Below are 22,521 nucleotides of genomic sequence, written 5' to 3'. Positions count from 1 at the left end.
CCCGGAATTCCCCTCAGAATAAATCGCTCAAAGTGATTTTACTGGATTGGGGGAAGCGATTTTCTGGTCTGGGGTGTTTGGATTGCGGATGTGCTTTTTCGGCATTGCTGCTCGGTGTCTTTGACGTAGCCTCGCGACTCGTACAATTTTTGGGCGGCAGTGTTGTCGCCTGAGCCAATCGCGATTTTGATCAGTGGTTAAGACGATCGCGTTGCCTTGCCTTTGTAGAGATACCCCAGGGGCTTTGGCAGTCCCTCGCCGTAAAATTCTTCGATGCGAACTTCGCCAAACCGTTGCTCAACCAGCTGTCGAATATTGCGATTGAGATGACAGCCATCAGCAATTACCTTTTGCAGAGGGGTCAGCCGATTTTGCCAGACCTGCACGGCGGCATCGCGGCTCAGACCATGCTCCACAAAAAAGAACTTGCCGCCTGGTTTCAGGACTCGATGAATCTCCGCGAGTGCCTGTTCTACATTGGCAATGCTGCACAGTGTCCAGGTGCTCACCACACTATCAAAGGTTTGATCCGCCATTGGCAGTCGTTCACCGTTTAAGACCCGATGGTCTACAGTGATTGAGGATGCTGCGATCCGTTTTTCTGCCAGGGCATGAACGCCCGGATTGGCATCGATCGCCACAAGCTGCTGAATCGCTTCCGGGTAGTAGGACAGATTTAAGCCTGTGCCAAACCCGATTTCTAGCACGGTTCCGGTCACTTCGGCTAAAACCGATTGTCGATACTGGGCTAGCTCTGCCGAGGACATTGACCAATCCAGCAGGTAAGGCAAAATTCGGCGCGAATAAAATCCCATTCTGATTAATCTCTCCTTGTCTATCAAAATTTCTATCTCATTTCCAGTAAGGCTCAGTATGATTGAGTATCGGGCATGGCATGAATTGAGCGCTTGAACAGAATCGTTGAAAACACAATCGTTAAGAACAACGATTGAACGCAATGTTGAACGCAATGTGAGGTTTTACTGAGGAGTGAGTGTATGAAAATTCATTGGTTCATGCTGCTGCTGATTAGTGCAATCGGCGGAACAACTGCCTGCGATCGTCAGACCCCTAGCGCAACGCTGCCATCGCCCAACGTCCCAGAAGTAGGGACAGCCCCGATCGCAACGTCTCAAACTGCGCCAAACGCTCCCGCAAACGCTCAGGCTGCTGCAAAAGGGCTTGCGCCGATTCCTGTCCCTGAACTGATTCCGCCCACGGCTGGTATTCAGCGATTGCCGCAGATTGAAGTCGGACGTTCTGATCCCTTTGCTGCGCTGCCTGTAACACCGACGCTGATTTCCAAAGCCACCCCAGCAGAGTCAGCTCCACCTGCGACGGTAGCCGCCAATGCGCCTGCCACGGTGATTCCTTTACCTCCTGTGACCATTGCCCCACCTTTGCCGATCGTCCAGCCTGCGATGCCTGGTCCTTTGCTTGTGCCACCTGCGCCTCGTCCTGTTTCTCCAACTGGACTGGCAGAAGCGATCGAAATTAGTGGCGTGCTGGAGGTTGGCGGCAAGACCAATATTATTGTGAAAGTTCCAGAGGAGGGAACCAGTCGATCGGTACGAGTGGGTGACTCTCTGGCAAACGGACAAGTGCGAGTCAAGCGGGTCGAGATGGGTATGGAGCCGATTGTTGTGCTGGAGCAAAATGGCAGAGAAGTGACGCGATCGGTGGGTTCGGGTACGCTGATGGGGCTGCTCTAAGCCTGCTGGATTGCATCTGCTTAATCTATAGTCTGGCGATTCGCTAAAGGGCACTCGAATCTACCATGAGCGGGAACAGTTCTTCTCCGATTGGCGATACACTTTGTCCCATGTCTCATCGTGCCTCTACCGCGAAAGTGCCCCGAAACGTCCATGATGCAGCCCGATCGTAAAAATCCACCCCTGCTAGAACCTCACAACCTTAGCTATCAAGAGAGCTATCTTTGTCCGATTTGTCGTCACGGGCAAATTACCGGGCTGCCCCTGATGGATGCCTTTGCCTGCAATTTCTGTCGGCATATTTTCACTGCAAACCTGGCAATGCGAACCGTGCAGGTAGTCGATAGCTCCCAGCTGATGACCTGGAAATGGACAGGGCGCAACTGGCAGACTGCCTATCACGACGATCCAAGTTTGACGCTTGTGGTCTGGCTAATTGGTATGGTGCTGGTGACGCTGCCCACCGGAATCGTTTGGCTCTCTACCTATGTGTTTCCGCCGCTGCCGGGAAGTCGCTGGGAGTGGTTGCCGGGCGCGTGGCTGGGCTGCACGTTTGGAATTCATTTACTGATGGTGAGCTGGCTGCTGGCAGAGCATTACCAGATTCCAATTTACATTGCCAGTCGGGTGAGGCTGCGAGACCGGTTTGGCAGAAGGGCTTAGAAACTTTTTAGAAACTTCTAGATTTTTGAACCTTGGCTTATTCCTGTCCGGCTGCCTGGGGCAACTGACAGCGATCGCAGAGTCCGAAAAACTCCAGCGTGTGATAAAAAATTTTGAACCGATAGGACTGGTGCAGCTCTGCTTCTAGCTCATGTACCGGGCATTCGTCGATCGCGATCGAAGTGCCGCACTGAAGGCAGGTCAGGTGATGACGGTCTTCCTGGGCCAAGCTGTAGAGCGATTCGCCATTTGCCAGGGTTCGCACCTGTATCACGCCTTCGAGTTTCAATGCCTCAAGCGATCGATAAACAGTTGCCAGTCCCATACTGTGACTGCGACTTCGCAGCTCGATGTAGAGATCTTGTGCGGAAACTGACCGATTCAGTGCTTTAAGCAAGTCTAGAATCTTGTCCTGGTTGCGGGTCCGGTGGGATTTCATAGTCTCAAGACAAACCTGTTTCTCTAGCTTATCTGGAGGGAATGCCGTTCGGTCAAAACGGCTGTGATGAGCAGAAAAAGATTTGTCATTTAAGCTGGGTCAACGAATGTCATTTGCTATTAAAAAGGTCATTCACTCAAAATGCCATGCACTCAAAAGGGGCAGGGTGAAGATGCCCTACCCCAGTTTTAGTCTGCTGGAGTTCGCGATCGATCCTGCTTAGGAGCGACTTTGAGGAGTTCAGTTTCAAAACACCTCTTAGGAAGACAGTTCAAGTCACGATCGCAATTCCGCAAGGGTTCTTTTACTTCGAGCGATTCGATCGCTCTTCAAAAGCAGTCGTTGCGGTATGCAGCAGTTCGCGCAACAGTTGTTTCACTCGCTTTTCGCCGCGTGCCAGGGCAGACCCCGCTTCGCCCAGTTTTTCTTCAACGTCGGACTGTTTTTGCTGAACCAGTGTTGTGCCTTCGGGCTGCGATTCGCGTGCGCTTTCGTACCATTCTTTTGCATTATCGAGATGCTTTTGCACTTCATCAAATTGATCGCCATACCGCGCTGCAAGATTGGCTTTTACGATCGCCAACTGTGCTTGAAGCTGAGCGTATCGCTTTTGCAGCATTTCGCCTTCTTCCGTGTTCTTGAGTGCGTTCACTGCCGTATTCACGGCTTCTTGCAGCATACCCGGACTGCTCTTGCTGGTCGTTTCAATTTCTTGCAGCGTTTGCTCAACGTCGGTGTGCAGTTCGTTTTCTTCTTGAGAAACCTGGGCTTGCAGCTTTTGAATCTCCGCTTCTGTTTTTGCAATGGCAGCGCGGCGACTTTCGCTAATGCCGTCAATTACGCCTTCGATCGACGCAGTAACTTCTTCTTTGACTTCTTTGCCTCTGCTTTGCAGGCTTTCAAACACGGTTGAAATTACATCTTTGATCAGCGATCGAGCTTCTCCCGATCCGGCTTTTACTTCCTGGCGCATTTCCACAACCGCATTTCGCACAATTTCTCGAATGCGATCGCTTCTAAGCTGTCCTTCCTGCCGTGCTTTGTCCAGATCTGCCTTAATTTGTTCTTTAATATTGTTCTGTTCTACCGAGTTCGGCATTGTTTCTACTCCAGAATCCAAATTAATTGTCGAAACTTTTGATTGGCTAAAATACCAGAATTCCTCCGCTCAATTCAAAGCAGAGGGCAGATTTTAAACTGCAATGATTACCTAATTTTTCTACTGTCTCTAATTTCTATTGTTAAGAGTTGCCAGGCGATCGACACCCTTCGCAGGAAAGACTTTTGCAGGTTAGATCGTAAACGGCTGAAGCGGGTAACTTTCCCACTGTTTGCGATATCGCTCCGCGACAAAAGGACGAACCACAAAGCGCGGCGGATTGCCCTCCTGCACATCAATTCGGAGGAAAGAATACGGGCGACGCTTTTCTAAACCCTGCCCGGTGCGTCCGACATAGAGATGCGATTGGGCAACGTTCAAATTTTTAACTTTGCCATCCACCACCAGAGTTTCGTTAAGCATCGTGCCTTCAATGCGCTGCCGCCGTAGGCTGTAGCCGCTGCCGCCGCACACAATGCAGTTAATTCCTGCGTCTGCCAGCCCGTTTGATTCGGTTTTCAAATGTTCTAAACAGTGGGCGTGTCCGTTCAGAATTAAATCCACAATCGATCGATTTGCCGCTCGTTCTGCGATTGATTTTGCCACATTTTCAAACACCTGCCGCATTCGTTGACGCACTGCTAGCGTTTGCGCTTGATGCCATTTTGTGGCTTCAGTGACATAGGGCGGATGGTGAAAGAACAGCACTCTTCCTCGCACGTCATCGGTATTCCAGGATTCGATCAAGCCTTGCTCAAGCCACTTTAATTGCTCGTCATCCACCAGCGGCGGGGTGCGGGTTTCAAGCTGTTGATCAATATCGCGTTCGACTTCTTCAAGCTGCTCTAATTTAGTGCGCTGGTCGTCGATCAGTTCGGAATCATGGGGCAGATCGGCGCGAAAGCCTGAAAGCCGTTCAACAATCATCTGCTGTTCGGCATTGACTTCTTTGCGTCGCTGCTCCAAAACCTCTCGATAGGCTTGTCCTGCTGGGGTATCGGGTAAAGGAGCCGGAGCGTTAAACGTATTGGAATCCAGCGCAAAAAAATCAATGCCGCCCACCCGAAAACGATAGTAGCGATTGGGCAAACGGGTAAATAGCTTAGGCTGATAAGACAAACAGCGATCGCTGCCCCACTGAGCCGTGTAGTGTTGATCGAGGTGCTGAGCTAGGGTCTGCCCGGATCTGAGGTCGCTTAAACAGTCGATAAACGCTTTCGCATAGGCTCCACCCTGATAGGAACCGTGCCAGCCAATATCAAAATCAATCCTCGATCGCAGGAGCCGCCGCACTGGATAGAACGATTGCGCTAACGCTCCAAACAGAATCGGCAAATCGTAATAATCATGGTTGCCCAGCACAGGCAGAAACGGCAGGTTAAAGCGCATCTGATCGTAGCGAATTTTTTCTGCTCGATCGCCGTCCACTAAAAACTCTCGATAAGGCAGTACGAAATTCTGCGGGTAATACTCGCTAGAACCCACCAGATAGACGACATCCCCGGTATGCAGCACAAAGCGGCAGTCTTCTCGCTGCTCAGCCATCATTTCAGCAATGCGACGCTGGGGATCGTAGCCCCGATGTGCCCCAGTTCCGCTATCACCCAGCACCAAAAACGAAAACTCCGATCGATCGTCCTGTCCGTCTTCCAGCACCAGTCGCGTTTGATCAATTTTGCGCTGCACGATTGCTGATTCACGCCAGCGAACGCGCTGCTTCATTTTTTCAATCTTGCTTGGAATGGACGGGTCGGTAACAAATTTCATAGTGAGTTAACAGGCGCGATCGATTGCACTTCCCTCTCACGTTGATTGTAATGACCTTTTTAGAGGACTTCTACTTTAGTTTGGGGAGATTGGGGAGATTGCGGAGATTGTAGCTGAGCGGGTAGCTCTACCCGAAAGACCGCCCCCTGACCCAAATCACTTTCAACGGTAATCGTGCCATCCATCAATTTCACCAGTCCGGCGGAAATTGCCAGCCCCAGCCCTGTGCCGCCGTACGCTCGATTCAGCGATTGTTCAACCTGCCAAAACTCTCGAAAAACTTGCGAATGATGTGCGGGATCAATGCCGATTCCAGTATCACTTACGGTAATCGAAATGCGATCGTCTGCAACCTGCTGTACTTCAATCCGAATCACGCCTTGATCGGAGAACTTCACGGCATTCGAGAGCAGGTTCATCATCACTTGACGCAGCCGAACGCGATCGTTTGTTACCGGAATGGGAACCTGCCCAACTTCAACCTGAAGATCCAGGTTTTTGCGCGTTGCCAGCGGACGAATTTCTTTTCCTGCTTCTAAAACCAGCTCAACCAGATCAAATTCCTGATTGCGAAGCTGGAGATTGTTTTCCCGCAGTTTTGAAACATCCAGCAGGTTTTCAATCAGGGAAAGCAGGTGTTTACCGTTGTTAAAAATCCGCTCAATCATGTTGATCTGCTGTGGATCATACTGCTGATGAAATCGGCGCAGCAGCAAATCAGAAAATCCTAAGATTGCGTTCATCGGGGTGCGAAGCTCATGGGAAACCGTTGCCATAAACTGCTGTTTAATGCGATCGGATTCGACCAGCTCCACGTTTTGAACTTGCACCTGTCGCATGTGTTCTTCGGCTTCTTTCCGCACTGTGATATCGCGCACGAGCCAATACAGCCGATTGACCTGCCCCGCCCCATCCTGGTTTGCGGCGATCGTCACTGCGGCATCAAACCATTCTCCGGTCGGACGCTGCAAGCACACCTCCCACTCCCGCTCCCGCCGCATAGGATTGACCTGGTTCAGCTTGGTTCGAAAGAATGGCTGGTGATGAGGGGCGATCAAGCTGCTTAGCGACCGACCTACTAAGTCATTTCGATGACAGCGAAAAACTGCGGTTGCCGTAGGATTTGCCGCTTCGATCGTGCCGCTACAGTCTGTGATCAAATAAGCGTCCGGAGCCAGGTCAAAGGTCTCCTGATACTGCTTACAAAGATCCTGCACCGACTCGTAAGCTGAACTTAAAGCCTGATGCTCTTGAATGAGCCGCTCTTCCGTACTCCGAAGTTCGCTCAACACCTGACGCAGCTCGACCAGTTGTTTCCCAAACTGCTGATCTTGAGCATTGGGAAGCTTGCTAGCAGTGCTATAGAGACGATCGGCTTGCTGATGCACGATGTCTAGATGCTGGCTTAAGTTGTCCTCCCCCCGTTGGCTTTCCATAAGCGTTAGCTGCGTTCCCATTTTTTTCACAGTGAATTTCAAAAAGACTTTAAGAGCAGTAGCACAGCTCACAATATTCTTTAATACTCGTGCAACAACGAGCTGTTGTACTCTTCTCAAAGATTGAGAGATCTCGCTTCTACAGGCGGATTCGAGCCGTTTCAGCACTCTACTTTAGGCATTAGGCTTTTGCTGTCTCTTACGGAGGAGTAAGAGAGGATGCGGAGGAGCAATTCCTTTTATCACCCACGGTAAGATATGGCCCTGCTTAAAGCTGGCATTCACTTTCCGATTGTGAAGAACTTTGAAACCAGAATAATGCTTACTTTCCTTAAAAAATAATTAAAAAATAAAAGCGAAACAAAGAAAGCTAACGAGATAGCTTGACTAGTACATATTGTCTATTTATAGATTTATCAAATAATTTCTTCAGGAAAAATACTAGAAGTTTGCTCTGTTTTTTCTAGAAGTCTTTTTTCTAGAACTCATTCAAGCGATACTTTTTCTGCTTTTATGCTTGTATTTCTATGCTTTTATCTTCATGCTTTGTATTCCTATGCTTTGTATTTATATGTCTTGTACAAATTCTAAATTGGTTCTTTTATTCATGCTTCTCTGTCCTACGAGCGAGGAGATTTCGAGTTCAACTAATGTATGTTTAAGGAACAAGCTAAAAAACTTTCCCCTAATTGTAATCCTGCCCCTGATCGAGTTCAGGGGTTTTTTTTGCATTTTTTAGATTAACGATCCTACTAATTTGTATCCAAAATAACTGTTTATGTTTCTAATGAAAACGCCTTTAGACGGAGCTTAAAGAAAGCAAACCCATCTAGAGTAGATTTAATTTCCTTCTCTCGGTAGAAGAATGAGCACTATAACAAATTTATACTTTCGTAAATAAAGCTTAATCAGGCTAGGTCTGTATCTTCAAGCATAGGTGAGAAGTGAAGCACTCTGGATTATCGCACGATCGCCTTTTATACAGACTTAGAAGCGGTGTTAGCACAGAATTGATAGGCGGAAGCAGTTTTCTTCCCAAGGAGTAAGGTTAGCTTTTGTTTTCACGCTGCCTTGGGGAATTTTGCAATAGGGGAACCGAGTAGCTTATCTCCCGCCTTGCTTTCCCTGTCCTGCTTGCGTTCACCCTTATGCTTTATCCATCGCTGTACTCATCACGTTAAGGAGGTTAATATGCAACTGCAAGTTGAGTGTGGTTTCCCTGGTCTTGCTCAGCCCTGCTCACTCTGTGAACAGTCGTTTGAGATGAAAGAAGGACGGGTGATTCTATGTGATGATCAGGGCGATAGATACGGCGAGGTCTGTCCTGACTGCATTAGCCAGGGTATTCACTGGCTCAATCATGAGTTTGAGCGTCTTGTGCAGCAGCTTACGCTTTCACATTGCATCAAGTCCCGACATCCCTACAGGCTGGAAGAAAGCAAGAGCGTTAACAGTCCTATCAGCAGCAGTGTAAGCAGCGATCGGCGACACGATCCTTCCCCGGTAAGGAGCAAAACCTTGCATAGTACCACCTTTTGACAGAGTGAACTTATAGCGACCTCGCTTGAATAGAAAGTAGAGTTCTAACCGTATCTCGATATATTCAGCAGAGGTTTCAATATGCAAAGCCAATCCAATTCTTTTAAGAGTCTGGAATCGATCGAGCGCATCCTCGCGCTAGCTCTGGGAATCATTTTCTTGTTTGTTGGAATTGCGGGCTTTTTGCCCGGGTTTGTATCGCTGCCTGTGGGTGCACCTGACGTTGCGGTAGATGCTCCTCGCCTGTTCTTCGATGATGGCTACGGCTATGTGCTGGGTCTGTTTCCCACAAACTTTGTACACAATGCCGTCCACATTGTCGTTGGTATTCTTGGCATCGCTGCTGCAACGAGCTTTGGTGGTTCTTTGACTTATAACCGCCTGTTTGCAATTTCCTACATCGTGATCGCGCTGATGGGAATTCTGCCTTTTACCAACAATACGTTTGGTTTGATGCCAATCTGGGGCAACAACGTTTGGTTTAATGCGCTGACGGGTGCGATCGCTTACTACTATGGCTTCATCAAGCCTGCAAAAGCGATGGATATCACCAATTCTCCTTCGGTCTAAAGTAATTTCCATCGATCCAATTTATCCTACCGTGCGGGCGGGATAACCAATTTGAATGGAATTGAGTAGAACGTTCGCACGACAGATTGAAAATAAAGGTTGAAAGCAAATTGAAAACAGATTGAAAAGGTTTTGCGGCAGTGCCGGAACCAAGTTTCGCACTGACACATCTCTTAAAGAGATAAAGAATAGAGAGATAAAGACGATTTGAAAAGTTCCGATTGTGATCGGGCTCGCCCCCCTACCCTCCAATTTTAGGGGGAACCGAGCCAATCATGCTTACGCTCAAAGTCACCCAATATTGTCTTTCAATATTGAGAGATTTAGGGGACGATGTAGAACCCATAACACTGAATCAAATCGCTTCTCAATTCCAATCTTCTCAATTCAAATTGCTACAGCGACCTGTTTGGAACGATTCGATGAGCGAACCTTATTCTCAAAATTCGATCCTCTCGAATGAATCGATCGAAGCTTCACGAGAACTCAACTCGGGGACATTAGGTCAGTATTAGGTTATCAATATCAGGTTAATGGCCAACATCAAAACTGCCAGCATCAAAGCAGTCAAGATTAAAGCAACCAGCATTAAATCAAAGCGAAGCCCCTTCAACCCCCTCTCCCATGCAGGGTCTTCAAATTTCACCTCCCAAATCTGACACCATAACCCAACTATTCTGAGGATACGACAATGGCAAAGGCAAGTCACAAAGGTACAGGCAATAAAAATTCGGTAGAAGAGTTGAACGTAGACCAGGAGCAAATTCCGACTGAAACCGGATACCCCTACAACGATCACGGTGAAGAGAGCGTTAATCCGGCTGCACTGGAGCGCGGCGAAACTCCAACCGAAGAACAGAACTCGGAACAATCTGAATAACAGTCTGAACAAAACTCCGACTACTTCCTGGCAAAAACTGAGTTGATAACAAAAATAGACCATTAGACAGGGGCGGACGATCGTTCGCCCTTTTAGATTGAAAAAAGGTCTTAATTGCACCAATACAAAGCAAAAACAACGCGTAAAACATAGGAATTGTCACCCTCCTATGCAATCGGAGGAACGTTATTTATGCGGTTAGTGGCATACGGTTAATGAATCTGGAGTGACCGAAGTGGAAACCTACGACGTAATTTTGATCGGGGCAGGTCACAATGCCCTTGTTTGTGCTGCTTATTTATTGAAAGCAGGCTACAGCGTCCTTTTACTGGAAAGAGGCGAATTTCCCGGCGGAGCTTGCACCACTGAGGAACTGCTGCCCGAAACCGCTCCGGGCTTCAAGTTCAATCCTTGCGCGATCGATCATATCTTTATCCATCTGGGTCCGGTAGTGGGTGAACTGGAACTGCAAAAGTATGGCTTAGAGTATCTCGTTTGCGACCCGGTCATCTTCTGTCCCCATCCTGACGGCAAATATTTTCTGGCGCATAAATCAGTTGAAAAAACCTGTGCCGAAATTGCCCGCTACAGCCCACGCGATGCCGAAAAATATGCAGAGTATGTGGATTTCTGGCAGCGAGTGGTTGCGATGCTCACGCCCGTATTTAATGCGCCGCCTAAATCGATCGGAGATATTGCCGGAAATTTTGACCTGGATCAGATCCGCAAGTCGCTTTCGCTGCTGGGCGCACCGAATAAAACGCTGGATTTGTTCCGCACCATGTTCAGCAGCCCACGTGACCAGCTCGACGAGTTTTTTGACAGCGAATTTCTCAAAGCTCCCCTGGCACGACTAGCGGCTGAGCTGAGTACGCCACCTTCCCAGAAAACCATGGCGGTCGGGGCAATGATGATGACGATGCGCCATGATCCGGGAATGGCAAGACCCAAAGGCGGAACTGGGGCGCTGGTCGATGCACTCGTGCGGCTAGTTCGTAGTAAAGGCGGCAAGATTCTAACCGAACAGCCTGTCGATCGCGTTTTAGTCGATAACGGTCGGGCAGCGGGCGTGCGGACGCAAAACGGCACGGAATATCGGGCAAAACGGGGCGTGATTTCCAGTCTCGATGCGAAGCGATTATTCCTGCACCATATGGATCCAGGCGATGTCGATCGGGCAGATCCAGAACTGCGGGAACGGGTCGATCGCCGGATTGTGATGCACAACGAAGCGATTCTCAAAATTGACTGTGCCCTTTCAGAACTGCCCCGATTTGAAAACCACAATCATCAAGACGAATTTCTCATGGGATCGGTGCTGATTGCTGATTCGGTGAATCAGGTGGAAGTGGCGCATACCGACCCAATGGTGGGCAAAATTCCGCTCGAAGATCCCTCCATGTATCTGGCGATTCCGTCAGTGCGCGATCCATCGCTGGCTCCCGAAGGCAAGCACACGCTCTGGATCGAATACTTTGTGCCTTACCAAATTGCGGGGGCTGAAGGAATCGGCTACAAAGGCACAGGCTGGACAGATGAGCTGAAAGGTCGGGTTGCCGATCGTGTGCTCGATAAGCTGGCAGACTACGCCCCTAATCTCAAAAATGCCATTATCGATCGCCATATCGAGTCCCCGCCCGAACTCACCGAGCGAATTGGGGTGATGAAGGGCAACTACTATCATCTGGATATGACCTTCGAGCAAATGATTTTCTTCCGTCCCTTACCGGAACTGGCAAACTACACCACCCCGATTGAAGGACTCTACCTTACAGGCGCAGGCACACACCCCGGCGGCTCTATCTCTGGAATGCCCGGGCGCAACGCCGCTCGCATTTTCCTGCAACAGCAACAATGGTCGATCGGGCAAAGCCTTAATGAGGCAGGGGAATCTCTTAAGGAAGTCGTCTATTCGCTGTCCAATCGTTTGTTCAAATAGTTTGGTCGTTTTGTACATTTTGTATTTGTAGCAGTTTCGCAGGGTGGGCAATTGCTCACCTTTTTTTTGATTTCTATTAGTGGGTAGCAAATAACGATCGTGATGCTTCCGTAACGCTTCAGCAATCCTTCTGGGATAATCGATTGAGCCTTGCAGCCTTCAGAAGTTACCTATGTGGGCATCGTGGGAATCTTACAGCAATAGAATCACTATCCCTCCCCTCTTCCCATCATGAAAGCCCAGCAATTCCTTAGAAATAAGGCGTTTCCATTACAAATTGTCCTGATTGTCCCGTTCGTGCTCCAGATTTTTGGAGCCGTTGGTTTAGTCGGTTATTTGTCCTTTAAAAATGGGCAGCAAGCAGTCAATGATCTGGCAGAGCAGTTGATCGATCGCACAAGCGATGTTGTTCAGGAACATTTAGAGGCATATCTTGCCGTCCCTCAAAAGCTGAACCAGATCAACGCAGATGCAATCCGTCGAGGAGTACTGGATGTGAGCGATCGGCAAGCCTTAGGCAAGTACTTTTGGGATCAGCTACAGGCGTATGACCTGACATATCTTGGAATTGGGCTAACGACAGGGGAGGGAATCGGAGCCGCTCGTTTTGATGGTAAAAACACCACAATCGAGGATTGGACTGCGGAACAGCAAAATAACAACACCAACTATGCGACAGACGCCCTGGGCAATCGAACTAAAGTTAATTTCCAAGCAACCTGGAGCAATTTTGCCGAACCCTGGTACACCGAACCGATCGCTGCTGGTAAACCGATTTGGGCAAAAATTATCACAACAAGCTTGCCTTCTGGCCCTTACATTGCTGCTTCTGCTAGCCGCCCGATCTACGATTCACAAAATCATCTGTTAGGCATGATTGGGATAGATATCCACTTGCTGAGACTCAACAACTTCTTACAAAATCTGAGTATTAGCGAATCGGGACAAGTGTTTCTGGTCGAGCGGGATGGCAATTTGATTGCAACATCTGGTCAAGAAAATCCCTTTACGCTCGTCAATCAAAAAGTTCAGCGATTGCACGCTGTCGATAGCCCCAACCCGATTATTCAGATGATTGCCAGACACATTCAAATCTCCAGCGGTTTTCAGTCGATCGCTCAAAATCAGGACGCGGAGTTTCAACTTGAAATCCAGGGAAACCAGCACTTTGTTAATGTTGCACCTTGGCGCGACGAGTATGGATTAGACTGGCTTCTAATCGTGAGCGTGCCTGAAAACACATTTATGGCGCAAATCAATCAGAACACACGCACCACGATCGCGCTTTGTTTTGGTGCATTCGCCGTTGCCTCAATGCTGGGCGTACTCACCTCGCAATGGATTACTCGTCCCGTTCTTCGCCTGAATCAAGCGAGTGAAGCAATGGCATCGGGCGATCTAGATCAAAGCGTAGAAACCAGCAGTATTCAAGAACTCAACACCCTGTCTCACTCCTTTAACCACATGGCAGGGCAAATGCGCCGATCGTTTACTGCACTGGAGCAAAGCAAAGAAGAATTAGAGGAACGAGTCGAAGAACGCACGGCTGAACTCAAAAATACGTTAACAGAGTTGCAGCGAACTCAGGCTCAAGTGGTTCAAAGCGAAAAAATGTCGAGTTTGGGACAATTGGTTGCCGGAATTGCTCATGAGATCAATAACCCGGTTAACTTTATTCACGGCAATCTTGCCCATGTGCAGGAATACTCTAAGGATTTATTAGGTTTTTTGCAGTTGTATCAACAGCACTATCCCCATCCTGCCTCTGAAATTCAAACGGCTGCCGAAAAGATCGATCTGGAGTTTTTGCAGGACGATCTGCCCAAAATGCTGACTTCAATGAAAATGGGAACCGATCGCATTCGTCAGATCATTTTGTCGCTGCGGACCTTCTCCCGCATGGATGAAGCAGAATGCAAAGCAGTCGATATTCACGAAGGCATTGACAGCACTCTGTTAATTCTGCAACACCGGCTCAAAGCTACACCAGAGCGACCCGAAATTGAGATTATCAAGGACTATGACGCGCTACCGCTCATCGAATGCTATGCCGGACAGCTTAATCAGGTCTTTATGAATATCCTGGTGAATTCGATTGATGCGATCGAAGAGAATCGGACGAAGCACACTTATCAGGAGCTTTTGAATCATCCAGGTCGAATCACAATCCGCACTTCAGTAATGGATGCAGGATGGATCGAAGTCACGATCGCTGATAACGGAAGCGGCATTCCCGAAGCAATTCAACAGCACATCTTTGATCCATTCTTCACCACCAAACCGCTCGGAAAGGGCACTGGAATGGGGATGTCGATTAGCTACCAGATTATCACTGAGAGACACAGCGGCAAATTAGAATGCTTCTCCAGGCCTGGCGCAGGAACCGAGTTCATAATCCGAATTCCAATTCGGCAACCCATGGCGCACTAAAGCTCTTGTACTAAAGCTCTCGCGCTAAAGCAGATCTCGCACTAAAGCAGATGCCTTCTGCCGCATCATTACAGCGTTGAAACTCAGGAATTAGCGACGATCGACCTGAACCCGCTTACCCGGATATTGCTTTTTAACCCAGGCAATAAAATTTTGCATTTTCGGGTCCTGCTGCAATTTCTCTAAAGAATTGAGTTCTTTTGCAAGATGGGCATTGTTGTAAAAGGCATGAATCTGTCGATGACAGGCAGAACAAATCTGAATCGTTGGACCGGAATCTAGTTTTTTGCGCTTGGTGTTTTGCCGTGGGGTAAGGTGATGTGCCGTCAGCGCAGGAACAGCCCGATCGCACAATTCGCAGCGCAATTCTGCCGTTTTGTCACGGTTCGAGTAGCTCAAAGCTTTGAACCTCCAGCACTGGACCAATTCCGGCTAAAGAAAACACATCGTCTCGCACCTGCCCCTTGATTCGCACCTTCAGCCCCATTTGAAGCAATCCTTGCGGTGCGCCTTTGTGAATTTCGTAATCTTTTCCCTGGCGAGAAACCAGCGTCCAGCGATCGAGATGGGAACGCCAGATTGTACCTTCAACCGTAAGCATAAAGCAGCCAAGATGGACGATCAGAAAATGATGCAGGGAAACAAAGCCCCAACAGTTCCTAAACAATAGCGCAGACTACCCGTGGAATGCCTTCTACCAGGAGGGTTAGTCTACGCCGTTGAACACGTTACAGAACGTAGTATTGAATTCAGATGTGTTATGAAAAATCGAAAAGGGCTAGTGAATAAAACTGCGATCGGAATTAGATTAACTTGCAGCTTGAACGGGTTTTTGGCTCTGCACTGTGTTTGAGCGACCGCGACGCGAATCTGCTAATGCATCGAACGGGTAAAACTCAATGTGGTTTAACAAAGTTGTGACAAACGCAAAGAGTAAGAACGGCAGCGATAACACCAAAATTAAGCCCACGGTTGCAAGGGCGTAAACAGGACGGCTCGCTCCCATTAATGCCATTGCTGCTGCCAGACTAATAAATAGCACCAGTAACCACACAATAATCTGACCATAAATGTCGCCAAAGGTAAGGGTGCAAACCAAACGGTACTTCTGCGCTTCCATAAAGCTACCCTAGCAATGTGTCTATAACCTCTTAGGGTAGAGTGCAGACGGGCGAAATGGGAGATAACTCATTGTTTTTAAAGGTTGTTTTTAACGAGTTGATATATTTCTTTAGGTTTGTTCTAGATAACTCGATACATTTCTTTAGATTCGATTCTTTAGAATGGCTGCTACTTGCTCGATCGCCTCTTCCACACGCTCTGCCACCCAAATTCGATGGGGAGTCGTTCCTCCTGCTGGATCATTGCTTGAAAGCTGCCAAAAAAACTGAGCTGTGAGGCGATCGACATTCATCAGAATCACAGGCTTTTGGGCTTTCAGAGCCAGCGCAACTTCTGAAGCCGTTCCGGCTCCCATGCCACAGGCAATAATCACGTTGCTGGTGAGAATATTGATGTGATTGCGGGCACTGCCCATGCCAGTCACAATCGGGATATCAATCGCTTCAGACATCCCATAATCAGTGGTTCCCGGTAAAATGCCGATCGTCAGTCCGCCTGCTTGCTTCGCCCCACGGCTGGCAGCTTCCATCACGCCCACCGCGCGTCCGCCTGTCAGCAAAATCCAGCCTCGCTGGGCAATCTGCTCACCTAAGGTAAAGGCAGTCTGGCAATCGCGATCGGTTGCCGTTTCGCCTGGTCCCATCACTCCAACGATTGTTCTTCGCATTACGCAACAGATTTCTACTTCATTTGATCCCAGGCCCAATCGATCTGGGCATTCTGTGAGAATTCAGAATTCAACCCTATCGCAATCCTGCTATACGTTATGGCTCTGGCGAATGCAAAGCTGCCTGACACTTCCCTAGCTCGGCTCCCGCTCGTCTCCGTGATTGTGCCCATCTACAACGGCGAGGCAGATTTGCCCGGATTGCTCCAGTGCCTACAGGCACAAACTTATCCAGCCGCTCGCGTCGAATATTTGCTGGTTGACAACGGCAGCAGCGATCGCACCCTGGAACTACTTGAATTAGCAGCTTCGCAGTTTTCTCAGACAGAAATCGCGCCCGCCGTACCCGCGATCGATTCCCAAACCGATCATCCCGCTCATCCCATAGAGGAACCTGCTTGGCATCGCCGGATTCAACTCCGGGTGCTATCTGAAACTCAAATTCAAAGCTCCTACGCGGCACGCAACTGCGGCATTCGGGCAGCGATCGGAGAAATTCTTGCCTTTACCGATGCTGATTGTCGTCCCCAGCCGGATTGGCTGCTGCATCTGGTTCAGCCTTTTCAACAAGCTGGCAGTGAAAAAATTGGCATTGTCGCAGGCGAGATTTTACCGCTTCCTGGAACTTCCTTACTTGAGCGGTACGCCGATCGCCATCAAATTCTGTCTCAGTGTCATACCCTCTCCCATTCGTTTTATTCCTATGGGCAGACGGCAAATTTAGCTGTCCGGCGGCAAGCTTTAGAACAAGCAGGATTATTCCGTCCCTGGCTCACCACAGGGGGGGATGCGGATCTGTGCTGGCGAATTCAGCAGCAGGGCTTTTGGCAGCTTCAGTTTGCGGAACAGGCGATCGTCCAGCATCGTCATCGTTCAACCTGGCGCGAGCTGCGGCATCAGTGGACGCGCTACGGGCGATCGAATTGCTATTTGCACGAGCTGCACGGTGTAGCTCTGGCTCAGCCTTTAACCCGGCGCGAAACCTTTTACCGACTCAGTCGATGGCTGCTCAAGGAGATTCCGATCGTCCTGCGGCAGACGGTAACTGAGCAGGGTTTTTCAAGCCTGAAGCGATCGCAGGGAGAATCCTGGATTGATGCGGTGATGGATACACCGATCGGCTTGCTGTGCCGCCACTGGCGCACGATCGGACAGCAGGAGTCTGCCCTTCCTGAAGCCGCCTGTCAGGTCGAGTGGTTTCCTCAAACTGCCACCGTACAGAACCTTTAAAACCTTTAGGAAAAACTGACGCAGTTATCAAAATATCAAAAAGCCTGTTACAAAAATGTTACAGATAGAGATGAGGTCGGCAGGATCAAGAAATACTAGAAGTCGATGTCGGTGGTCTGCCTCACACCAGCCATCCCTTTGCAAGGGGGTTTGCGCTCAAAATTCCCAATGGCTGGGCGGCTTGTTCTATTTGCTCCAACTCTAAACAGTTTGAGTTTTCAAAGCGCGTGCTGTTTTCCATTGCCCCAACATGACCGACTATCAGCCCCTCCCATTTAGACCGTGCCCATCGCTGCTCCAGCCTTGTGTTGCCCCTCGCCGCTATCGTTTCTGGCAGCGAATGAAAGGACTGGTCTGGGGTTTAGGATTAGGGCTAGGCTGTGGAATGACAACTCCCGTACTTGCCGCCGAACAGCTTGCCATTCGGATTGGTCCTTTTCAGCAGTCAATTCAAATCTCTGACCTAGAGCAGTTTTCCCAAACCGGACAGGTTCCCCCCACCCTGCGCCTTTACGCGCCGCTACTGACGGATCAGGTGCGCTATGCCCTTCGCAGTCGGCTGCAGCTAGACCGAAACGTGGGCGATAAGCTCGTGGAAGACCTGCTGTATTCCTCTTCGGGCGAGCGGTTTCTCAACACCCTCCAAGTGGCAATTCCCAGCGCGAATCCGGCGCAGCTTCGATCGACTTTGATGCAAGCGGCTCGCCATCGGGATGGCATGAGTCTCCTGGGGCTGCTGCGATCGTTCCCGGAAAAGACCGTTACGGTGGATGCGGCTTCAGCGGTGGCACTTGCTTCGCAGGTCAACTTACCCTACTGGCAAAGCCAAACCCTGAGTTCAATGCTGGAACGGGAGCTGACGGTGAAAAGTTCGCCCTTCCGCTCACAACTTGATCCGGCTCAGATGGGGCAGCAGTGGGTCTGGAAGCAATCGCTGACGCTGCGCGACTATCAACGCGATCGATCAATTCCCATTGACCTCTACTGGAGTCGCCGCACTCAGGGCCCATTGGTCGTGCTGTCCCACGGGTTTGGAGCCGATCGGCGGTTTCTCAGCTATCTGGCATATCATCTCGCATCGAATGGCATCACGGTTGTCGCAGTCGAGCATCCGGGCAGCAACGTTGCCTGGCTCACCAGCAGCTCACTGAATAACGCTGGGGTAAATGCGATGAGTACCATCCTGCCTGCCTCGGAATTTGTCGATCGTCCCAAGGATGTCAGCTTTGTGCTCGATCGCTTGCAGCAGATGAATCGCTTTTCCAGTCGGCTGCGAGACAAGCTCAACACCGAACAGGTCACAATTGTTGGTCATTCGCTGGGCGGCTATACGGCACTGGCACTGGCAGGGGCACAGCCTAACCTTAAGCACCTGCGCGAGTTCTGCAATGACCCAAACCCAGTCGCCTTTTCGCCTGCGGATCTGCTTCAGTGCAATGCAGCAGATTTACCCGAACAGGTCGGCAAGCTCCGCGATGGCAGAATTGCTCAAACCATTTTGCTGAATCCGGTGATCGGGCGATTGTTTGATGCAAAAAGCTTGGCACAGGTGGCAGTTCCAACGCTGATGCTTGCCAGCACAGACGATGCGATTACGCCTGCGGTGAGTCAGCAGTTTTTGCCGTTTACCGAGTTGAAGACGGACAAGAAGTATCTGTTGACGGCGATCGGCGCAACCCATCTTAGCGTAGGCGATCCGGCAAATCTCAACCACTCTCTGACCCAAAGCATTTTTGTTCGTGAACGCCCCGATGAAGAAACCAAGGCACTGCGGCAGCTTTTGCAGGGGGTCAGCCTCGCGTTTATCAAACAGCTCACGCCCGAAGCAGAACGCTACAAGCCGTTTCTCTCGTCTGCCTATGCCCAATCTTTTTCGACCGCAAACCTGAAGCTGCGGCTAAACGCTACGCTGCCGCCAAACTTTACAAACTGGCTGAAAGTGGCTGCCCTGCCAATGGAGCAGCTCGTCTCAGGCACCCTAGCTCAGCGTCAGCAGGCGGCGCAGCAAAACCTGTGCGACCTGAACCCCGACTGCTTGCTGAATAACCTGCCGCTCGTCATGTTTATCCTGCCCGGAGGCTTACCGCTTGCAGCCACGCAACTGCTCAGACGCAGACAACGCCGGAAGCCGCCGCTGACTAAAGAAACTTCAGAAGCCTAAGCAAGTCTGAAAAGTAGGTTTGAAAAGGCATCTTGAAAAGGCATATTTGTGACTCGAATTGCCCTTTCCCCAGAGTGGGCTACGGGGTACACCTGTCGAATCAGCCTCGTTCTATTCTTTTCAGCCGCCTCAATTCCCCAATTTTGGAGGAGTTTGACTGAACCAGGCTCAGTTTTTCCTAAATAGGGGAAACCAGGGGTGAAAGGTAGCCGTGTGAAATGCCGATCGACCCTCCTCTGACAAGCTCTCTAAAGACTCATATCTTCGTAAATGATCTTTTTGGCATGATTTTCTGAATAATTAAGTATCACCGTACTTTTCCCCCGATTGCCCTTAGTTTCAGCTAAATTTGAAGCATTCTCCAGAGATCTAAAAGTTCGATCGCCTTGGAAAATCATTTCCAAGAGAATCATTTCCAGGTGAGCGAATAGGTCTTCTCGCTTCATTTCTTATCATGAGCCTGCCTCCCTCTACTCTATGGCTATTTGTCGGCTTTCTGTGTCTGATGGCAGGGACGCTGGCAGGTGAACCGAGCGCAGCGGCAATAGGAATTGCAGCGTTAATCACGGGCATTGCTGCACTCTCCCTCGCTTCGGCAACAGTACAAGTCATCCTCTGGGGAATCCTCTCGATCGCCCTTATTGTGGTGCTGCGCGGTATGGTTCCAAAGGCATCGATTGATTTGAGTCCGGCGCAGGAAGCAACGGTGACGGAAACGATTCCCCCAAGCGGCATTGGGCTAGTGTCTTATGAAGGGGCACTGTGGCGGGCGCGCTGCCAGATTTCTGACATCAGCATTGCGCCAGGGCAAATGGTTTATGTGGTGGGGCGGCAGGGACTTACGCTCATGGTGCTTCCAACCACGTTTCTAGAGGAGATTGAAGACTTTTCCAATCGTCCCCGAATCAAAAGCTAGATTGCCTCAGGACAGAGCCCTCTGAAGGACGAAAACCAGGACTAAAACCGATCGCTAACGGTATATTTGAACTAGAAGGCACAATGTTGTAGCTGGCTCAATCGCCAATAGGGTTATGTATTCTCCTTTGATTTGGGTTTTTGCCGTTGTGCTGACAGTGTTGGGGGCAACGGTTGGTTCGGTCAAGCGTGTTAACGAAGGCAATCAGGCATTGGTCGAACGGCTGGGACGCTATCACCGCACACTGACGGCAGGATTAAACTTCTGGGTGCTGCCGATCGTTGATGAGCTGGTGATCGAAGCTTCGATGCGTGAGCAAATTCTCGACATCGATCCCAGCAACGTTATCACCAAAGACAACGTAACGATTAAGATTGATGCGGTGATCTTCTGGCAAATTCTTGAGCTGCGTCAGGCATACTACAAAATTACAGATATTGAAGAAGCCCTGAAAAATCTGGTCGTCACCACCCTGCGATCGCAGATTGGCAGCATGGATCTGCAAGAGATTTATTCCTCGCGAGCGTCCATCAACCGTTCTTTGTCTGAAAGTCTGGACGAAGCCACTGACCCCTGGGGCGTGAAGGTGACGCGGGTAGAAGTGCAAGATATTCAGCTTCCCGAAAGTATCAAAACTGCGCTGGAGCGAGAGCGGGCATCCCAGAGTGAACAGCGGGCAATGGAAGCGGAGGCAGCCGGACGCAAAAAGGCGGCGATCGAAAATGCAACGGCGATCGCAGAGTCAGTGCAGCGCATTTCAGAGGCAGTCCAAGGAACGCCCAGAGGAGAAGAGATTCTGCGCTACCTGGTTGCTCAAAGATATGTCGATGCCAACCTTCAGTTAGGTCAAAGTGCAAACGCAAAAGTGGTCTTTATGAATCCCAGAGACCTGAGCGAAGGGGTATCTGAACTCATTTCTACGCCAGAACAGCGTTCCAACAATGGTGACTCCGGCAAGGGCGCATGATCGGAATCGCTTAATTCGATCGCCAAATGGCATCTGCGACGCGACAGACATCATGCATCTCGCGAACATCATGCACCCGCAACACATCGGCTCCGCCTTCGATCGCGGCACAGCAGGTCGCGGCAGTTCCCCAAACGCGCTGCTGTGGATCGGGCTGGTTCAGCAGATGTCCGATAAAACTTTTGCGAGAAGTCCCAACCAGCATTGGGCAGCCCAGCGACCGAAGGTGAGGTAGACCGCGTAACAGCTCTAGATTCTGAGCATAAGTCTTTGCAAACCCAATACCCGGATCAATCATGATGCGATCGGGCGAAATTCCTGCACTGACCGCAGCCTCGATCCGGTGGGCTAAAAACTCGTAGATTTCTCCCAGCAGGTCATGATATTTGGTTAACTGCTGCATCGTTTTCGGCGTACCGCGCAGGTGCATCAGCACGATCGGAACACCCAATTCAGCTACGGTCGGCAGCATAGCAGGATCATAAGTTGCGCCAGAAACATCGTTAATCAAATCGGCTCCCGCTTCAACGGCAGACCGGGCAACTTCTGCTCGCGTTGTATCGACTGAAATTGGAATCTCCTTCAAAACAGGTGATGCTAAATCAGCAGAGGTGGGTTGAACGGTGCGGATGGCGCGAACCACAGGAATGACGCGATCGAGTTCTTCCTGAAGCGAAACGATTTCTGCCTGGGGACGGGTAGACTGTCCGCCAATATCCAAAATATCTGCCCCCGATCGAGCGAGATGATCTGCTTGTTTCAGGGCCTGATCGAGCGCGTTAAACTGTCCCCCATCGCTAAAGCTATCGGGTGTGACGTTCAAAATTCCCATAAGATAGGTTCGATCGCCCCACACCCAGGGCTGACCTCTCAACGTCCATGCGGCAGGCATAAATTCTCTAAAATTGGGCTGACTCGCCTCAGATCACAGCAAAGGCAGGCGGAACCGGAGACGATGGCGGCAATTGCTGTAATGTTGAAGTT

Annotated in this window: 21 protein-coding genes; 11 read left to right on the top strand and 10 right to left on the bottom strand. The window is 49.9% G+C overall.

What is annotated here, in order from left to right:
- Positions 1-197: 197 nt before the first annotated feature.
- Positions 198-815, bottom strand: coding sequence for a class I SAM-dependent methyltransferase (locus NDI45_RS10165; RefSeq protein WP_348247224.1), 618 nt, complete (start codon positions 813-815; stop codon positions 198-200).
- Positions 816-998: 183 nt separating this feature from the next.
- On the opposite strand from NDI45_RS10165, the gene NDI45_RS10160 reads away from it, so the two are divergent.
- Both NDI45_RS10160 and NDI45_RS10155 read left to right on the top strand, forming a co-directional pair.
- The gene (locus NDI45_RS10160; RefSeq protein WP_190790434.1) at positions 999-1,712 is read left to right on the top strand and encodes a hypothetical protein; all 714 of its coding nucleotides are present in this window, start codon (positions 999-1,001) and stop codon (positions 1,710-1,712) included.
- A gap of 153 nt (positions 1,713-1,865) precedes the next feature.
- Positions 1,866-2,375: a hypothetical protein gene (locus NDI45_RS10155; RefSeq protein WP_348247223.1), complete on the top strand. Its 510-nt coding sequence runs from the start codon at positions 1,866-1,868 to the stop codon at positions 2,373-2,375.
- Between the two features lie 37 nt (positions 2,376-2,412).
- On the opposite strand, the gene NDI45_RS10150 is transcribed toward NDI45_RS10155, so the two are convergent.
- The 4 genes from NDI45_RS10150 to NDI45_RS10135 all read right to left on the bottom strand — a co-directional run bounded on the left by NDI45_RS10150 (position 2,413) and on the right by NDI45_RS10135 (position 7,116).
- Complete coding sequence (locus NDI45_RS10150; protein WP_348247222.1) at positions 2,413-2,814, bottom strand: Fur family transcriptional regulator; 402 nt, start codon at positions 2,812-2,814, stop codon at positions 2,413-2,415.
- 304 nt (positions 2,815-3,118) lie between these two features.
- Complete coding sequence (locus tag NDI45_RS10145; RefSeq protein ID WP_190790595.1) at positions 3,119-3,913, bottom strand: histidine kinase; 795 nt, start codon at positions 3,911-3,913, stop codon at positions 3,119-3,121.
- 192 nt (positions 3,914-4,105) lie between these two features.
- On the bottom strand, positions 4,106-5,680 hold the full coding sequence (locus tag NDI45_RS10140) for a metallophosphoesterase (RefSeq protein WP_348247221.1): 1,575 nt from the start codon (positions 5,678-5,680) through the stop codon (positions 4,106-4,108).
- A gap of 59 nt (positions 5,681-5,739) precedes the next feature.
- Positions 5,740-7,116, bottom strand: coding sequence for a PAS domain-containing sensor histidine kinase (locus NDI45_RS10135; RefSeq protein ID WP_348247220.1), 1,377 nt, complete (start codon positions 7,114-7,116; stop codon positions 5,740-5,742).
- A 1,191-nt stretch (positions 7,117-8,307) separates the two neighbouring features.
- On the opposite strand from NDI45_RS10135, the gene NDI45_RS10130 reads away from it, so the two are divergent.
- The 5 genes from NDI45_RS10130 (at position 8,308) to NDI45_RS10110 (ending at position 14,474) form a co-directional block, all read left to right on the top strand.
- Positions 8,308-8,655: a hypothetical protein gene (locus tag NDI45_RS10130; RefSeq protein ID WP_348247219.1), complete on the top strand. Its 348-nt coding sequence runs from the start codon at positions 8,308-8,310 to the stop codon at positions 8,653-8,655.
- 81 nt (positions 8,656-8,736) lie between these two features.
- Complete coding sequence (locus tag NDI45_RS10125; protein ID WP_190790591.1) at positions 8,737-9,225, top strand: DUF4383 domain-containing protein; 489 nt, start codon at positions 8,737-8,739, stop codon at positions 9,223-9,225.
- Between the two features lie 691 nt (positions 9,226-9,916).
- The gene (locus NDI45_RS10120) at positions 9,917-10,105 is read left to right on the top strand and encodes a hypothetical protein (RefSeq protein WP_190790590.1); all 189 of its coding nucleotides are present in this window, start codon (positions 9,917-9,919) and stop codon (positions 10,103-10,105) included.
- Between the two features lie 235 nt (positions 10,106-10,340).
- Positions 10,341-12,044 (top strand): beta-carotene ketolase CrtO, encoded by a 1,704-nt coding sequence (gene crtO / locus NDI45_RS10115; protein ID WP_348247282.1) that lies wholly within the window; start codon positions 10,341-10,343, stop codon positions 12,042-12,044.
- Between the two features lie 231 nt (positions 12,045-12,275).
- Positions 12,276-14,474, top strand: a complete 2,199-nt coding sequence (locus NDI45_RS10110; RefSeq protein ID WP_348247218.1) for an ATP-binding protein — start codon at positions 12,276-12,278, stop codon at positions 14,472-14,474.
- Positions 14,475-14,564: 90 nt separating this feature from the next.
- Here the strand turns inward: NDI45_RS10110 and NDI45_RS10105 are convergent, their stop codons facing one another.
- From NDI45_RS10105 to NDI45_RS10090, 4 genes are all read right to left on the bottom strand, one after another.
- On the bottom strand, positions 14,565-14,873 hold the full coding sequence (locus NDI45_RS10105) for an HNH endonuclease (RefSeq protein ID WP_242067180.1): 309 nt from the start codon (positions 14,871-14,873) through the stop codon (positions 14,565-14,567).
- The gene (locus NDI45_RS10100) at positions 14,854-15,075 is read right to left on the bottom strand and encodes a hypothetical protein (protein ID WP_190790588.1); all 222 of its coding nucleotides are present in this window, start codon (positions 15,073-15,075) and stop codon (positions 14,854-14,856) included. Before NDI45_RS10100 ends, NDI45_RS10105 begins: the two co-directional genes overlap by 20 nt.
- Positions 15,076-15,282: 207 nt before the next feature.
- The gene (locus NDI45_RS10095) at positions 15,283-15,594 is read right to left on the bottom strand and encodes a hypothetical protein (protein ID WP_190790587.1); all 312 of its coding nucleotides are present in this window, start codon (positions 15,592-15,594) and stop codon (positions 15,283-15,285) included.
- A 144-nt stretch (positions 15,595-15,738) separates the two neighbouring features.
- Positions 15,739-16,263, bottom strand: coding sequence for a TIGR00725 family protein (locus tag NDI45_RS10090; protein WP_348247217.1), 525 nt, complete (start codon positions 16,261-16,263; stop codon positions 15,739-15,741).
- Positions 16,264-16,362: 99 nt separating this feature from the next.
- Here NDI45_RS10090 and NDI45_RS10085 point away from each other — a divergent pair, with 99 nt between their 5' ends.
- The 4 genes from NDI45_RS10085 (at position 16,363) to NDI45_RS10070 (ending at position 21,537) form a co-directional block, all read left to right on the top strand.
- The gene (locus NDI45_RS10085) at positions 16,363-17,493 is read left to right on the top strand and encodes a glycosyltransferase (protein ID WP_190790585.1); all 1,131 of its coding nucleotides are present in this window, start codon (positions 16,363-16,365) and stop codon (positions 17,491-17,493) included.
- 250 nt (positions 17,494-17,743) lie between these two features.
- Complete coding sequence (locus tag NDI45_RS10080; RefSeq protein WP_348247216.1) at positions 17,744-19,654, top strand: alpha/beta fold hydrolase; 1,911 nt, start codon at positions 17,744-17,746, stop codon at positions 19,652-19,654.
- Positions 19,655-20,108: 454 nt separating this feature from the next.
- Positions 20,109-20,570, top strand: coding sequence for an NfeD family protein (locus NDI45_RS10075; protein WP_190793933.1), 462 nt, complete (start codon positions 20,109-20,111; stop codon positions 20,568-20,570).
- Between the two features lie 115 nt (positions 20,571-20,685).
- The gene (locus NDI45_RS10070; protein WP_190793934.1) at positions 20,686-21,537 is read left to right on the top strand and encodes a stomatin-like protein; all 852 of its coding nucleotides are present in this window, start codon (positions 20,686-20,688) and stop codon (positions 21,535-21,537) included.
- 10 nt (positions 21,538-21,547) lie between these two features.
- Here NDI45_RS10070 and folP read toward each other — a convergent pair whose 3' ends face one another.
- Positions 21,548-22,429 carry a dihydropteroate synthase gene (folP, locus tag NDI45_RS10065; RefSeq protein WP_348247215.1) on the bottom strand — a complete coding sequence of 294 codons (882 nt, stop codon included), beginning with the start codon at positions 22,427-22,429 and terminating at the stop codon, positions 21,548-21,550.
- Positions 22,430-22,521 lie beyond the last annotated feature (92 nt).

Source organism: Leptolyngbya sp. GB1-A1, from assembly GCF_039962475.1.
Taxonomy (GTDB): Bacteria; Cyanobacteriota; Cyanobacteriia; order Elainellales; family Elainellaceae; genus Leptolyngbya_A.
Note: the sequence above shows the minus strand (reverse complement) of the source record. Positions and strands in the feature narration are given on the sequence as shown.

Coding starts and splice junctions, on each gene's coding strand:
- NDI45_RS10165 (WP_348247224.1), bottom strand. CDS start 815: ATGGGATTTTATTCGCGCCGAATTTTGCCTTACCTGCTGGATTGGTCA.
- NDI45_RS10160 (WP_190790434.1), top strand. CDS start 999: ATGAAAATTCATTGGTTCATGCTGCTGCTGATTAGTGCAATCGGCGGA.
- NDI45_RS10155 (WP_348247223.1), top strand. CDS start 1,866: ATGATGCAGCCCGATCGTAAAAATCCACCCCTGCTAGAACCTCACAAC.
- NDI45_RS10150 (WP_348247222.1), bottom strand. CDS start 2,814: ATGAAATCCCACCGGACCCGCAACCAGGACAAGATTCTAGACTTGCTT.
- NDI45_RS10145 (WP_190790595.1), bottom strand. CDS start 3,913: ATGCCGAACTCGGTAGAACAGAACAATATTAAAGAACAAATTAAGGCA.
- NDI45_RS10140 (WP_348247221.1), bottom strand. CDS start 5,680: ATGAAATTTGTTACCGACCCGTCCATTCCAAGCAAGATTGAAAAAATG.
- NDI45_RS10135 (WP_348247220.1), bottom strand. CDS start 7,116: ATGGAAAGCCAACGGGGGGAGGACAACTTAAGCCAGCATCTAGACATC.
- NDI45_RS10130 (WP_348247219.1), top strand. CDS start 8,308: ATGCAACTGCAAGTTGAGTGTGGTTTCCCTGGTCTTGCTCAGCCCTGC.
- NDI45_RS10125 (WP_190790591.1), top strand. CDS start 8,737: ATGCAAAGCCAATCCAATTCTTTTAAGAGTCTGGAATCGATCGAGCGC.
- NDI45_RS10120 (WP_190790590.1), top strand. CDS start 9,917: ATGGCAAAGGCAAGTCACAAAGGTACAGGCAATAAAAATTCGGTAGAA.
- NDI45_RS10110 (WP_348247218.1), top strand. CDS start 12,276: ATGAAAGCCCAGCAATTCCTTAGAAATAAGGCGTTTCCATTACAAATT.
- NDI45_RS10100 (WP_190790588.1), bottom strand. CDS start 15,075: ATGCTTACGGTTGAAGGTACAATCTGGCGTTCCCATCTCGATCGCTGG.
- NDI45_RS10095 (WP_190790587.1), bottom strand. CDS start 15,594: ATGGAAGCGCAGAAGTACCGTTTGGTTTGCACCCTTACCTTTGGCGAC.
- NDI45_RS10090 (WP_348247217.1), bottom strand. CDS start 16,263: ATGCGAAGAACAATCGTTGGAGTGATGGGACCAGGCGAAACGGCAACC.
- NDI45_RS10085 (WP_190790585.1), top strand. CDS start 16,363: ATGGCTCTGGCGAATGCAAAGCTGCCTGACACTTCCCTAGCTCGGCTC.
- NDI45_RS10080 (WP_348247216.1), top strand. CDS start 17,744: ATGACCGACTATCAGCCCCTCCCATTTAGACCGTGCCCATCGCTGCTC.
- NDI45_RS10075 (WP_190793933.1), top strand. CDS start 20,109: ATGAGCCTGCCTCCCTCTACTCTATGGCTATTTGTCGGCTTTCTGTGT.
- NDI45_RS10070 (WP_190793934.1), top strand. CDS start 20,686: ATGTATTCTCCTTTGATTTGGGTTTTTGCCGTTGTGCTGACAGTGTTG.
- folP (WP_348247215.1), bottom strand. CDS start 22,429: ATGCCTGCCGCATGGACGTTGAGAGGTCAGCCCTGGGTGTGGGGCGAT.